This is a genomic window from Streptomyces sp. R21 (assembly GCF_041051975.1).
Taxonomy (GTDB): domain Bacteria; phylum Actinomycetota; class Actinomycetes; order Streptomycetales; family Streptomycetaceae; genus Streptomyces.
The window spans coordinates 7,506,353-7,519,779 of record NZ_CP163435.1 but is presented as its reverse complement, the minus strand read 5'-3'; the positions used below and the strand labels follow the sequence as shown (position 1 = coordinate 7,519,779).

Genomic DNA, 13,427 nt, shown 5'->3' with positions numbered 1-13,427 from the left:
CACCCGCGCTTCGCGCGTTCTTCTTCTGTTCGACCGTGCTCCCCAGCACGGTGACCCAGGTGACCCTACGACAACTTCCGTTGCCCGGGCACCCGTCCGCGCCCGGTTTTCACCGGTTGGCCATGTTCGGTTGTGCGGGGCGGCCACGGCGCGGCCCTGACGGGGTTTCTCAGTGCCCCCTTCCGCGTCCCGCATACTGGGCCTCTGTGATCGCCGGGCCCGCGGGCCCGGTCAACGTCCGTCGCCGGGAGCCGACTTGCCCTTCACTCTCAGCCATGCGGCGGCCGTGCTGCCCGCCGTGCGCGGCGACGGAAGCGGCCGGGGCCGGCTGGTGCCCGCGGTTCTCGTCGCCGGTTCGTTCTCTCCCGACATGACCTATTACCTGGCGAGTGTGCTGCCGGGAGCGATGGAGTTCGGCGACTTCACACACTCCTTCGCCGGCGTCTTCACCCTCGACGTACTCGTCGCCTGGGTGCTCGTGGGCCTGTGGCTGGTGCTGCGCGAGCCACTGGTGGCGCTGCTGCCGCGGGCTCGACAGGGGCGCCCCGCGGGGCTGTTGCGCTGCGGCGCGGCACGCGAACACCTGCGTCCGTCGCTCGCGGCATGGTGGTACGTCTCCGCTGCGCTCGGCGCGCTGACCCATGTCGTGTGGGACGCGTTCACTCATCTCGACCGGTGGGGGATGCGAGTGTTTCCCGTACTGGGGCGGGAGGTCGCGGGCTCACCGTTGTACTGGTACTTGCAGTACGGCGGTTCGGCGGTGGCGGCGGTGGTGATCGCGGTCTTCCTGGTGCTCGCGCTGCGCCGGATGCCGGCGGAGCCGCAGGGGCCGACCAGAGTGCCCGAACTGTCCGTTTCCGACCGATGGTTGGCGGGAGCCGTGATCGGGGGCTGCGCGGCGGTGGGCGCGGTGCAGCGGGCCTCGCGCTGGTGGGACTACTGGGGATCCGACGCGAAGCTGTGGGAGTTGATCCCGACGCTGTGTTTCGGCGCCGGGGCAGGTCTGGTGCTGGGGCTGGTCCTGTACGGCGTGGGGGTCAGGGTGTGGCGCCCGAGCCCGGTTCCGGTTCCGGCCGGCCGGGCGGGGGCCAGTACGGAGCCGAGCCGTCCGGCTTCTCGCTGATCTCGTGCTCCGGGGTGAGGCCCCGGGCGGTGCCGCGGCCGTGGTCGGCGCCGCGGTTCAGGCCGCGGTGGACCGCCTGCGCGATGCGCTCGATGGTGCGGACCCCGTACGCCATCGTCGGATTGTCGTGCGACAGGACGACGATGCGGTACGTGCGGTGGGGGCCCGTGAACGCGCCGACGCTGTGCACACGCCAGCCGTGCGTGGACCGGGGCAGCCAGCCGTTCTTCACATGGGCCCTCAGATCGCGCGGCATCCCGGCGGGCACGCCCCAGCGCTGGTCGCTGCGGACCTGGTTCAGCAGCTTCAGGCCGTAGGCGCGGCTCGTGGCTCTCAGGAATGAGCCGGTGCGGGTGAGCACGTCGAGCAGCCGCAGCTGGTCGGCGGCCGTGGTGCGGGTCAGGCCCCAGTAGCCGCCCGGACCCAGTGCGGTGCCGCTGGTACCTGCGCGGGTCAGGAAGCGGGCCAGGCTCACGTGGCCGAGGTTGGTCCACAGCCGCCGGGCGGCCGTGTTGTCCGACCTGGTGATCATGGGGCGGATATTGGCCAGCTCCCACCTCGTGAGCCCCCGCCCCAGCTGTTCGGCCCTGCGCAGGACCGCCTCCATGATCATGACCTTGACGATGCTCGCCGAGTCGTACTGGCGCGTGCCCGCGAGGGCGCACGTCAGCCCGGTGTCGTCGTCGTGCACCGCCAGCGAGACGGTGCCCTGCCGGGACGACAGCGCCGCCCGGATGTCACGGGACATCCGGGCGGCGAGAGCCGGATCCCGACTCGAACTACAGGCAACCGGCAGCTGAGCGGTACTCGCCCCCACAGCGACGGCGGCCCCCGGCGCGATCAGCGCCGACACGACAGCCGCGGCGACCACAGCCGTACGGCGGTGAAGCATGCCTATGCGTATGCCCATGCCCGCATCCTTACGGCGCCCCACGCGACCGGCGCTCCCGCAAGGTCCACGCGGGTGACGAGGCCTGCGGGACAGGGGGCAGGAGGCAAGGAGGCAAGGACCACGGTGGAGGTACGCGGAAGGGCCCGGCACTCCCGGTGCCGGGCCCCTGCCGTCTGCCCCGCCGGAGGCTAGTGCGCTGCCGACTCCCAGTCCGGGCCCGCTCCGACGGAGACGTCGAGGGGGGCTCGGAGGTGGACGGCGTCGGCCATCTCGCGGCGGACGAGGGCTTCGGTCTCGTCGCGTTCGCCGGGGGCGATCTCCAGGACGATTTCGTCGTGGACCTGGAGGAGCATGCGGGACTTGAGGTCCGCCTTCTCCAGGGCGCGGCCCACGTTCAGCATGGCGATCTTGACGATGTCGGCGGCGGTGCCCTGGATGGGGGCGTTGAGGGCCATGCGCTCGGCCATCTCGCGGCGCTGACGGTTGTCGCTGTTGAGGTCGGGGAGGTAGCGGCGGCGGCCGAAGAGGGTCTCCGTGTAGCCCGTGGCGCGGGCCTCGTCGACGACGCGGCGCAGATAGTCGCGTACCCCTCCGAAGCGCTCGAAGTAGGTGTCCATCAGACCGCGGGCCTCGCCCGCGTCGATGTTCAGCTGCTGGGAGAGGCCGAACGCCGACAGCCCGTACGCCAGGCCGTACGACATCGCCTTGATCTTGCGGCGCATCTCCGCGTCGACGGCGGACCGCTCCACGGAGAACACCTGGGAGGCGACCGTGGTGTGCAGGTCCTCGCCGGACGTGAACGCCTCCAGGAGGCCCTCGTCCTCGGAGAGGTGGGCCATCACCCGCAGTTCGATCTGGCTGTAGTCGGCGGTCATGAGGGACTCGAAGCCCTCGCCGACGACGAACCCGCGGCGGATCGCACGGCCCTCGTCCGTGCGGACCGGGATGTTCTGCAGGTTCGGGTCGGTGGAGGAGAGACGGCCCGTCGCGGCGACGGTCTGGTTGAACGTGGTGTGGATGCGGCCGTCCGTGGCGATCGTCTTGATCAGGCCCTCGACGGTCACGCGCAGCTTCGCCTGCTCGCGGTGGCGGAGCATGATGACCGGCAGCTCATGGTCGGTCTGCGTGGCCAGCCAGGCCAGCGCGTCCGCGTCCGTCGTGTAGCCGGTCTTGGTCTTCTTCGTCTTGGGCAGGTCCAGCTCGCCGAAGAAGACCTCCTGGAGCTGCTTGGGCGAGCCGAGGTTGAACTCGTGGCCCACGGACGCGTGGGCCTCCTTCACGGCCTGCTGCACGGCGGCCGCGAACATCTGCTCCATGGCCTCCAGATGGGCCCGGTCCGCGGCGATGCCGTGCCGCTCCATGCGGGCGAGCAGCGCGGAGGTGGGCAGTTCCATGTCGCGCAGCAGATCCGCGGCGCCGACCTCCTGGAGCTTCTCCCCGAACGCCTCGCCCAGGTCGAGGATCGCGCGGGCCTGCACCATCAGCGCGTCGGCCTCGGCCTGCTCGTCCGTACCGAAGGCAAGCTGCCCGTCGGCCGCGGCGGCGGGCTCCAGCTCGCGCCCCAGGTACTCCAGCGACAGCGCGTCCAGTGCGAAGGAGCGGCGGCCCGGCTTGACCAGGTAGGCGGCGAGCGCGGTGTCCATGGTGACGCCCTCGATGGTCCAGCCGTGCTCGGCGAAGACCCGCATGGCGCCCTTGGCGTTGTGCAGCACCTTGGCGGCGGCCGGGTCGGCGAGCCAGGTGGCGAACGCGTTCTCGTCGGACTCGTCCAGCCCCGTCGGGTCGAACCAGGCGGCCGCTCCCCCGCCCGCGGCGAGCGCGACCTCGGCCACGGACCCCGTACCGAGCGACCAGGTGTCCACCGTGGCGAGGCCGAGGACCGCCGTGCCGTGCTCGGCGAGCCACGGCTTCAGCTCGCCCGCGCCCAGCACCGTCCCGTCCAGCGCGACGCCCGGCAGGGCCGGCTCCGCGGCGCCCGCCTCCTCGCCGCCCGGGTCGACGGCCAGCAGCCGCTCCCGCAGCGAGGGATTGCGGATCTCCAGGGTGTCCAGGACCATCGCGACGGCCGTGCGGTCGTACGCGGCGCGCTCCAGGTCCGTGACCGTCCTCGGCAGTTCGACGTCGCGCACCATCTCCGTGAGACGGCGGTTGAGCTGCACCGCCTCCAGGTGGTCGCGCAGATTCTGCCCGGCCTTGCCCTTGACCTCGTCGACGCGCTCGACCAGCTCCGCGAACGAACCGAACTGGTTGATCCACTTCGCGGCGGTCTTCTCACCGACACCGGGGATGCCCGGCAGGTTGTCGGACGGGTCGCCGCGCAGCGCCGCGAAGTCGGGGTACTGCGCCGGCGTCAGCCCGTACTTCTCGAAGACCTTCTCCGGAGTGAACCGGGTCAGCTCCGAGACGCCCTTCGTCGGGTACAGCACCGTCGTGTGCTCGGAGACCAGCTGGAAGGAGTCCCGGTCGCCGGTGACGATGAGGACCTCGAAGCCCTCCGCCTCGGCCTGCGTGGCGAGCGTGGCGATGATGTCGTCGGCCTCGAAGCCGTCCACCGCGAACCGCTCGGCATGCATCGCGTCCAGCAGCTCACCGATCAGCTCGACCTGCCCCTTGAACTCGTCCGGGGTCTTCGATCTGTTCGCCTTGTACTCGGTGAACTCCTCGGAGCGCCACGTCTTGCGCGAGACGTCGAACGCCACCGCGAAGTGCGTGGGCGCCTCGTCGCGCAGCGTGTTCGCCAGCATCGAGGCGAAACCATAGATCGCGTTCGTCGGCTGGCCCGTCGCGGTGGTGAAGTTCTCCGCGGGCAGCGCGAAGAACGCGCGGTACGCCAGCGAGTGCCCGTCCATGAGCATCAGCCGCGGACGACCCGCACCTGCGGTTTTCTCGGTCTTCTTCGATCCTGTCTCTGCCACGTCCCCGATCCTGCCACGTGCCACTGACAGCGCGGGCCGTTCAGGGCCGCCCACGGCCGCTGTCACCGGCACGTGCGAGGATCGAAGACGTACATCGACGTACATCATGGTGCTCGGCGAAGGAGACAGCGCGATGGCCAGCAAGCCGCCCCAGGGCGATCCGGTTCAGGACGCGCCGCAGGTCTCCGAGCCGAAGCACGCGGCGGCCGGACTGCCCGCCATCGGCCACACGCTGCGCATCGCCCAGCAGCAGATGGGCGTGCGCCGCACCGCGCTCACCCTGCTGCGCGTCAACCAGAAGGACGGCTTCGACTGCCCGGGCTGCGCCTGGCCCGAGCCGGAACACCGGCACACGGCCGAGTTCTGCGAGAACGGCGCGAAGGCGGTCGCCGAGGAGGCCACCCTGCGCCGGGTCACCCCGGACTTCTTCGCCGAGCACTCGGTGGCCGACCTCGCCACCCGCAGCGGCTACTGGCTGGGCCAGCAGGGCCGCCTCACCCATCCCATGTACCTGGCGGAGGGCGCCGACCACTACGAGCCGGTGCCCTGGGAGCGGGCCTTCGACATCGTCGCCGAGGAGATCGCCGCGCTCGCGAGCCCCGACGAGGCGCTCTTCTACACCTCCGGGCGCACCAGCAACGAAGCCGCCTTCCTCTACCAGCTGTTCGCCCGCGAGCTCGGCACGAACAACCTGCCGGACTGCTCGAACATGTGCCACGAATCGTCCGGGTCCGCTCTGGGCGAGACGATCGGCGTCGGCAAGGGCAGCGTCCTGCTGGAGGACCTCTACAAGGCGGACCTGATCATCGTCGCCGGGCAGAACCCCGGCACGAACCACCCCCGGATGCTCTCCGCGCTGGAGCAGGCCAAGGCGGGCGGCGCGCAGATCATCACGGTCAACCCGCTGCCCGAAGCGGGCATGGAGCGCTTCAAGAACCCGCAGACCCCCCAGGGCATGTTCAAGGGCGCCGCCCTCACCGACCTGTTCCTGCAGATCCGCCTCGGCGGCGACCAGGCCCTCTTCCGCCTCCTCAACAAGCTCATCCTGGAGACCGAAGGCGCCACCGACCAGGCGTTCATCGACGAACACACCCACGGCTACGAGGAGTTCGCGGCCGCCGCCCGCGCCGCCGACTGGGACGAGACGCTCACCGCGACCGGCCTCGGCCGCGGCGAGATCGACGAGGCGCTGAAGATGGTCCTCGCCTCGAAGCGCACCATCGTGTGCTGGGCGATGGGTCTGACCCAGCACAAGCACGCGGTGCCCACCATCCGCGAGGTCGTCAACTTCCTGCTGCTGCGCGGCAACATCGGCCGCCCCGGCGCGGGCGTGTGCCCGGTGCGCGGCCACTCGAACGTGCAGGGCGACCGCACCATGGGCATCTTCGAGCGCCCCGCCCCCGCCTTCCTGGACGCCCTGGAGAAGGAGTTCGGCTTCGCACCCCCGCGCGAGCACGGCTACGACGTCGTACGCGCCATCCGCGCCCTGCGCGACGGCGACGCGAAGGTCTTCTTCGCCATGGGCGGCAACTTCGTGGCCGCCTCCCCCGACACCGAGGTCACCGAAGCCGCGATGCGGCGCGCCCGCCTCACCGTGCACGTGTCGACGAAACTCAACCGCTCGCACGCCATCACCGGCTCCCGCGCCCTGATCCTGCCCACCCTCGGCCGCACCGAGCGCGACCTCCAGGGCAGCGGCGAACAGTTCGTGACCGTCGAGGACTCCATGGGCATGGTGCACGCCTCACGCGGCCGCCTGGAGCCCGCCGGCGCCCACCTGCTGTCCGAGCCGGCCATCGTCGCCCGCCTCGCCCGCCGCGTCCTCGGCGACAGCAGCCGTACGCCCTGGGAGGAGTTCGAGAAGGACTACGCGACCATCCGCGACCGCATCGCGCGCGTGATCCCCGGCTTCGAGAACTTCAACGCGCGCGTGACTGGCTCTGCTGGTCGCCCCGGCGGCTTCGCCCTCCCGCACGCCCCCCGCGACGAGCGCCGCTTCCCCACCGCCACCGGCAAGGCCAACTTCACCGCCGCCCCCGTCGAATACCCCGCGCTGCCCGAAGGCCGCCTGCTGCTGCAGACGCTGCGCTCGCACGACCAGTACAACACCACCATCTACGGCCTCGACGACCGCTACCGCGGCATCAAGAACGGCCGCCGGGTCGTCCTGGTCAACCCCGACGACGCCCGCGCCCTGAACGTCGCCGACGGCTCCTACGTCGACCTCGTCAGCGAGTGGCGGGACGGCGTGGAGCGCCGCGCCCCCGGCTTCCGCGTCGTGCACTACCCCACCGCCCGCGGCTGCGCCGCCGCGTACTACCCGGAGACCAACGTCCTGATCCCGCTGGACGCCACCGCGGACACCAGCAACACCCCGGCCAGCAAGTCCGTCGTGGTGCGTCTGGAACAATCGGCCACCGACTGAGCGTTTGCTCAGCCAGTGAGCCAGAGTGATCCACGACCACCAGCGTGATCCACGACGAAGCGTCGCGACGAACGGAGCCGGGCCCGATGGGTGAGCAGCAGCACGTGAAGTTCCCGCAAGAGGTCATCGACGAGTACGCGGCGCTCGGCGTCGACCTTCAGGCGCTGTTCTCCGCGGGCCACCTCGGCACCCGCATGGGCGTCGAGATCGTCGAGGCCTCCGCCGACCGCGTCGTCGGCACCATGCCCGTCGAGGGCAACACCCAGCCCTACGGCCTGCTGCACGGCGGCGCCTCCGCCGTCCTCGCCGAGACCCTCGGCTCCGTCGGCTCCATGCTCCACGGCGGCAGCACCAAGCTCGCCGTCGGCGTCGACCTGAACTGCACCCACCACCGCGGAGCCCGCTCCGGCCTGGTCACCGGCGTGGCCACCCCCGTCCACCGCGGGCGCTCCACGGCGACGTACGAGATCGTCATCTCCGACGAGGACGGCAAGCGCGTGTGCACCGCCCGCCTGACCTGCCTGCTGCGGGACGCACCGACCAGTTAGGGCATGCCCCCGGAGGGCGCGGACCGGAGGGTTGTCGGCGGACAACCCCCGTCCTAGCGTCAAGGCATGAGGACAACCGTTCCCGGACGCGCCCCGCGCGCCTTCCCGGGCGTCCGCGCCCTCGCCGCCGGAGCCCTCGCCGTCACCCTCGGCGCGGGCTGCTCCGCCGGCTCCACCTCCGGACAGGCCACCCCTTCCCCGGACGACACCTCGCCCGTCGCCGCCTGCACCAAGCTGATCTCATACTGGGCCGAGCAGACCCTCACCGGCGGGAAATGGGCCGGCCTCGACTGGGAGCAGAAGGGCCTGTCCAACCAGCAGTACGAGATCATGGACCTGATCATCAAGAACGCCCGTGCCGAGCAGAAGCGCCACGGCCTGCCCTCCGCAAAGAAGTTGATAGACCGCCAGGCCAAGCAGCGGTGCACCGAGGAGAACGGCGCCACCTGGAGCTCGGAGAACTGGCGCCCGCCGACATGACCAGCGGCATCGGCCCCGTCGAGGAATCCGGCCCGTTCGACGCATTCGACCCGAGCGAGGCATCCGGCCCGCGCGAGGGAGCCGCCCCACGCCAGGGAGCCGGCCCAGCCCGGGAATTCAGCCCCGTCGAAGGATCCCGCTATCCGGCCCCGAAGTCCGGCAGGCGGATTCCCCGCCCCAACTCCCCTTCACCAAGGGCCCGTTCACGCCTCCTCGCCGTCCTCGCCCTCGCCGCCGCCCTGACGACCACCCTCCTCGCCGTCCCCCTCCACGACGGCCGGCCCACCGTGCCCCCGCCCTGGCCGCTCAGCGTCACCCAGCTCACGTACACCGGCCTGCGCGAGCCGCCCGACCCCCGCACCCACAGCTTCACCTTCCGCCTGCGGGCCACTCTCGCCGCCGGACCGCCCACCACCCTCAGCCACCTGGCACAGCCCTACGACGGCCTGGCCATGAGCATCAGCCCCACCACACCCCTCACCCTGCGCACCGGCACACCCCGCACCCTCACCCTCCACGTGGCCGTCCGACACTGCACAGGACTCCCACAGGGCGTCGAACTTCCTTTCCTGAACGTAACGTTGCGTAACATGCGCGGAACCCAGAACCCGAGCTACATCCTCGGCGCCGACTACGCACAGGATCTTTCCTCGTCACTCCGAGCAATCTGTATGTGACTGCGGGCACAAAGCCCCTGCGTGACCGAACGGAACTGGGCATTCTCAGCATGCGGTCACTCCACCGCAACCGGAAAGTCCGATGTGCCCCGCCCGACGCCGCCCGGTTTGGTCCGATGACATAACAAGAGCGTCACATCCTGACCTTCACTGGTCCCCCACTCCACGGCTGGACCTAAAGTCACGGCCAGTCACTGTGCCACGGGGCGCGCCGCCGGATCCGACTCACCATCGATCCGAGCCGACCCCGGCGAGCACAACGGCACCTCAGCAGAGGGAGCCGCGCCTGGGAAAGGATTGACCGTGCGAAACCGTTCTTTGCTCATCCTCACCACCGTGATCACCACTGGTGCCCTCACGCTGACCGCATGCGGATCGCGCGACAAGGACAACTCCAGCAAGGACTCGGGCACCACCGTCGTCATCGGCGTCGACGCACCGCTCACCGGTTCGCTCTCCGCCCTCGGCCAGGGCATCAAGAACTCCGTGGACCTCGCCGCCAAGACGGCCAACAAGAACAAGGAAGTCGACGGCGTGACCTTCAAGGTCGTCGCCAAGGACGACCAGGCCGTGCCCGCCACCGGCCACCAGAACGCCCTCGCGCTCACCTCCGACAAGACCGTCCTCGGTGTCGTGGGCCCGCTGAACTCCGGCGTCGCCCAGTCCATGCAGAGCGACTTCGCCAAGGCCCACCTGACCGAGGTCTCCCCGGCCAACACCAACCCGGCACTCACCCAGGGCGACAACTGGGGCAAGGGCGACCTCAAGCGCCCCTTCGACACCTACTTCCGTACCGCCACCACGGACGTCATCCAGGGCCGCTTCGCCGCGCAGTACTACTACAACGACGCGAAGAAGCGGAAGGTCTTCGTCATCGACGACAAGCAGACCTACGGCGCCGGCCTCGCCGCGATCTTCTCGCAGGAGTTCAAGCGCCTCGGCGGCAAGGTCGTCGGCACCGACCACATCACCGTGAAGGAGACCGACTTCTCCTCCACCGCCGACAAGGTCAAGACCTCCGGCGCCGACTCCGTCTACTTCGGTGGCCAGTACCCCGAGGGCGGCCTCATCTCCGACCAGATCAAGAAGGCCGGAGCGAAGATCCCCACCATGGGTGGCGACGGCATCTACGACCCCGCCTTCATCTCCGCCTCCGGCGTCGCCAACGACGGTGACCTCGCCACCTCCGTCGGCTACCCCGTCGAGCAGCTCGACACCGCCAAGACCTTCATCGCCGACTACAAGGCAGCCGGCTACAAGGACCCGTACGCGGCCTACGGCGGCTACTCCTACGACGCCGCCTGGGCCATCATCCAGGCCGTCAAGTCCGTCGTCTCCGACAACGGCGGCAAGCTCCCCAGCGACGCCCGCGCCAAGATCACCAAGGCCATGAGCAGCGTCTCCTTCGACGGCGTCACCGGCAAGGTCGCCTTCGACCAGTACGGTGACACCACGAACAAGCAGCTCACCGTCTACAAGGTCGAGAACGGTGCCTGGAAGTCCGTGAAGAGCGCCACCTTCAAGGACTGACCCGCACCCCGCCAGCCCCGCACCACCTGAACCCCACCGCGCGAGGGCGCAAACAGCGCCCTCGCGCGGAGTCATATCCGACACGCTCATCGGAGGCCCTGCGGTGCACGAACTGCCGCAAACGCTGGCCAACGGCCTGACCCTCGGTGCCCTGTATGGCCTCATCGCCATCGGCTACACCATGGTTTACGGGATCGTCCAGCTCATCAACTTCGCCCACGGCGAGATCTACATGATCGGGGGCTTCGGAGCCCTCACCATCTACATCTGGCTCCCCAGCGGCACCTCGCTGGTCCTCGCCATCCCGCTCATGATCATCGGCGGCGTCATCGCCTCGGTGGCCGTCGCCACCGCCGCCGAGAGATTCGCCTACCGGCCACTGCGCACCGCGCCACGCCTGGCCCCGCTGATCACCGCAATCGGCCTCTCCATCGCCCTGCAGCAGATCGTCTGGGGCTTCTACCCCGACGCCAAGAAGGCCCGCAGCTTCCCCGAATTCCAGGGCGACGCCTTCAAGATCACCGACAACCTGCAGCTCCAGCGCGCCGACGTCTTCCTCCTCGTCGCCGCCCCCCTCTGCATGCTCATGCTCGGCGTCTTCGTCTCCAAGAGCCGCGCCGGCCGCGCCATGCAGGCCACCTCGCAGGACCCCGACACGGCCAAGCTCATGGGCGTCAACACCGACCGCATCATCGTCATGGCCTTCGCCATCGGTGCCGCGTTCGCCGCCATCGCCGCCGTCTCCTACGGCCTCAAGTACGGCCAGATCAACTACGAGATGGGCTTCATCGCCGGCCTCAAGGCCTTCACCGCGGCCGTCCTCGGCGGCATCGGCAACATCTACGGCGCCATGCTCGGCGGCATCGTCCTCGGCCTCGCCGAAGCCCTCTCCATCACGTACATCCAGGACATCCCCGGAATGGACAAGCTCGGCGGCGGCGCCTGGGCCAACGTCTGGGCCTTCGTCCTGCTCATCGTCGTCCTCCTGGTCAGGCCACAAGGCCTGCTCGGCGAACGCGTCGCGGATCGAGCGTGATAACGATGACCACCACCGAAACCCACGAGACCACCCCGGTCATCCCGCTCCCCGAAGCAGGCGCCCGCCTCACCCTCGCCGTCGGAGCAGCAGCCACCCTCGCGAGCACCTTCCTCTCCTGGACCTACACCACCGAATTCCCCGGCGACCTCACCGTCACCGGCTACCCCGGCGGCCTCCAGGTCCTCACGCTCGTCGGCGCGGCCCTCACCCTCCTCTACGCCCTCGCAGGCTTCGGAGTACGCGGCCTCGGCTGGCTCAACCCGGCCGGCACCAACACCGCCGTGCTCCTCATGGCGCTCGGCACCTTCGCCACCACCTGGTACACCGTCATCGCCATCGCCACCGAACTCGGCGGCATCGTCAACCTCGACCCCGGTGGCTTCATCGCGGCCGCAGCATCGCTCATCGCCCTGCTCGCCGCCCTCGGACTCCCCCTCCCCCGGGACACCGACCCCACCAGCAGCCGCTTCGCCCGGGCCACCGCCCCGATCTTCGGCACCGCCCACGGCCGCCTGAAGAAGCCCAAGGAACTCAACTCCTGGGCCGAGATCGGCATCATCATCGCCGTCTTCGCCCTCGGCCTCTTCGTCTCCGCCTACGGCATCCAAACCCCCTACGGCGAACTCTTCGTCGGCTTCCTCATCATCACCGGCTTCGCCTTCGGAGCCATCGCCCGCGCCGGTCTCACCACCCGCCTGAGCGCCCTCACCGCCAAGCACCGCCAGGTCACCATCGGCGCCGCCTTCGCAGCCGCCGCGGCCTTCCCCTTCACCCAGGACACCGACGAGTTCACCCTCCTCGCCGTCAGCATCCTGATCTTCGCCACCGTCGCCCTCGGCCTCAACGTCGTCGTCGGCCTCGCCGGACTCCTCGACCTCGGATACGTCGCCTTCCTCGGCGTCGGCGCCTACACCGCGGCCCTCGTCTCCGGCAGCACCGCGTCCGCCTTCGACGTCAAGTTCCCCTTCTGGGCCGCCGCCCTCACCGGCGCCGCCGCATCGCTCATCTTCGGCGTCCTCATCGGCGCCCCCACCCTGCGGCTGCGCGGCGACTACCTCGCCATCGTCACCCTCGGCTTCGGAGAAATCTTCCGCATCGCCATGGGCAACCTCGACGGCACCTCCGGGCCCAACATCACCAACGGCCCCAACGGCATCCCCAACATCCCCGACCTCGTCATCTTCGGATACGACTTCGGCGCCGAGCACACCATCGCCGGATTCACCCTCGGCTCCTACGCCAACTACTTCTGGCTGATGCTCTTCGTCACCGCCATCGTCGTCACCGTCTTCGCCCGCGCCGGAAACTCCCGCATCGGCCGCGCCTGGGTCGCCATCCGCGAGGACGAGACCGCCGCCACCGCCATGGGCATCAACGGCTTCCGCGTCAAGCTCATCGCCTTCGCCCTCGGCGCCACCCTCGCCGGCCTCGCCGGCACCGTGCAGGCACACGTCCAGCACACCGTCGTCCCGGAGATGTACGTCTTCGCAGGCCCCGTCCCGCCGAGCTCCGCGTTCCTCCTCGCCGCCGTCATCCTCGGCGGCATGGGAACCATCACCGGCCCCCTCGTCGGCGCCACCCTGCTCTACGTCATCCCCACCAAGCTGCAGTTCCTCAACGACTACCAGCTCCTCTTCTTCGGCATCGCGCTCGTCCTCCTCATGCGCTTCCGCCCCGAAGGAATCATCGCCAACAAGCGGCAGCAGCTCGAATACCACGAGACCGACCAACTCGCCGTACCCGACGACACGCTCCCCCCAGGCACGGTCGGCGTCTCCAAGGCAGGGGCGTGAGAACC

General features: G+C 69.9%; 10 protein-coding genes. 8 read left to right on the top strand and 2 right to left on the bottom strand.

The features are described 5' to 3' along the window. The first annotated feature begins 256 nt into the window (after nt 1–256). A complete protein-coding gene (locus tag AB5J56_RS33365; protein WP_369238147.1) occupies nt 257–1,123 on the top strand; it encodes a DUF4184 family protein in 867 nt (288 codons plus the stop codon). On the opposite strand, the gene AB5J56_RS33360 is transcribed toward AB5J56_RS33365, so the two are convergent. Together AB5J56_RS33360 and polA are read right to left on the bottom strand one after the other, a co-directional pair. Continuing rightward, nucleotides 1,038–2,033, bottom strand: a complete 996-nt coding sequence (locus tag AB5J56_RS33360; RefSeq protein ID WP_369238145.1) for a serine hydrolase — start codon at nt 2,031–2,033, stop codon at nt 1,038–1,040. The two genes, AB5J56_RS33365 and AB5J56_RS33360, sit on opposite strands and share 86 nt — an antisense overlap. Before the next feature lie 170 nt (nt 2,034–2,203). Then, on the bottom strand, nt 2,204–4,930 hold the full coding sequence (polA, locus tag AB5J56_RS33355) for a DNA polymerase I (RefSeq protein WP_369238143.1): 2,727 nt from the start codon (nt 4,928–4,930) through the stop codon (nt 2,204–2,206). Nucleotides 4,931–5,063: 133 nt separating this feature from the next. On the opposite strand from polA, the gene AB5J56_RS33350 reads away from it, so the two are divergent. The 7 genes from AB5J56_RS33350 to AB5J56_RS33320 all read left to right on the top strand — a co-directional run bounded on the left by AB5J56_RS33350 (nt 5,064) and on the right by AB5J56_RS33320 (nt 13,422). Then, on the top strand, nt 5,064–7,355 hold the full coding sequence (locus AB5J56_RS33350; protein ID WP_369238141.1) for an FdhF/YdeP family oxidoreductase: 2,292 nt from the start codon (nt 5,064–5,066) through the stop codon (nt 7,353–7,355). A gap of 86 nt (nt 7,356–7,441) precedes the next feature. After that, a complete protein-coding gene (locus AB5J56_RS33345) occupies nt 7,442–7,903 on the top strand; it encodes a PaaI family thioesterase (RefSeq protein ID WP_369238139.1) in 462 nt (153 codons plus the stop codon). A 66-nt stretch (nt 7,904–7,969) separates the two neighbouring features. Beyond that, nucleotides 7,970–8,383, top strand: a complete 414-nt coding sequence (locus tag AB5J56_RS33340; RefSeq protein ID WP_369238137.1) for a hypothetical protein — start codon at nt 7,970–7,972, stop codon at nt 8,381–8,383. After that, entirely contained in the window at nt 8,380–9,060 is a 681-nt protein-coding gene (locus AB5J56_RS33335) for a hypothetical protein (RefSeq protein ID WP_369238135.1), read from the top strand. Before AB5J56_RS33340 ends, AB5J56_RS33335 begins: the two co-directional genes overlap by 4 nt. 303 nt (nt 9,061–9,363) lie before the next feature. After that, nucleotides 9,364–10,590 (top strand): branched-chain amino acid ABC transporter substrate-binding protein, encoded by a 1,227-nt coding sequence (locus AB5J56_RS33330; RefSeq protein ID WP_369238133.1) that lies wholly within the window; start codon nt 9,364–9,366, stop codon nt 10,588–10,590. Between the two features lie 103 nt (nt 10,591–10,693). Further along, complete coding sequence (locus AB5J56_RS33325; RefSeq protein ID WP_369238131.1) at nt 10,694–11,626, top strand: branched-chain amino acid ABC transporter permease; 933 nt, start codon at nt 10,694–10,696, stop codon at nt 11,624–11,626. Between the two features lie 5 nt (nt 11,627–11,631). Beyond that, on the top strand, nt 11,632–13,422 hold the full coding sequence (locus AB5J56_RS33320) for a branched-chain amino acid ABC transporter permease (protein WP_369238129.1): 1,791 nt from the start codon (nt 11,632–11,634) through the stop codon (nt 13,420–13,422). Nucleotides 13,423–13,427 lie beyond the last annotated feature (5 nt).

Excerpts from the sequence above, each read along its gene's own strand:
- AB5J56_RS33345 (WP_369238139.1), top strand. The coding sequence starts at position 7,442 with ATGGGTGAGCAGCAGCACGTGAAGTTCCCGCAAGAGGTCATCGACGAG.
- AB5J56_RS33320 (WP_369238129.1), top strand. The coding sequence starts at position 11,632 with ATGACCACCACCGAAACCCACGAGACCACCCCGGTCATCCCGCTCCCC.
- AB5J56_RS33350 (WP_369238141.1), top strand. The coding sequence starts at position 5,064 with ATGGCCAGCAAGCCGCCCCAGGGCGATCCGGTTCAGGACGCGCCGCAG.
- AB5J56_RS33340 (WP_369238137.1), top strand. The coding sequence starts at position 7,970 with ATGAGGACAACCGTTCCCGGACGCGCCCCGCGCGCCTTCCCGGGCGTC.
- AB5J56_RS33360 (WP_369238145.1), bottom strand. The coding sequence starts at position 2,033 with ATGGGCATACGCATAGGCATGCTTCACCGCCGTACGGCTGTGGTCGCC.
- AB5J56_RS33335 (WP_369238135.1), top strand. The coding sequence starts at position 8,380 with ATGACCAGCGGCATCGGCCCCGTCGAGGAATCCGGCCCGTTCGACGCA.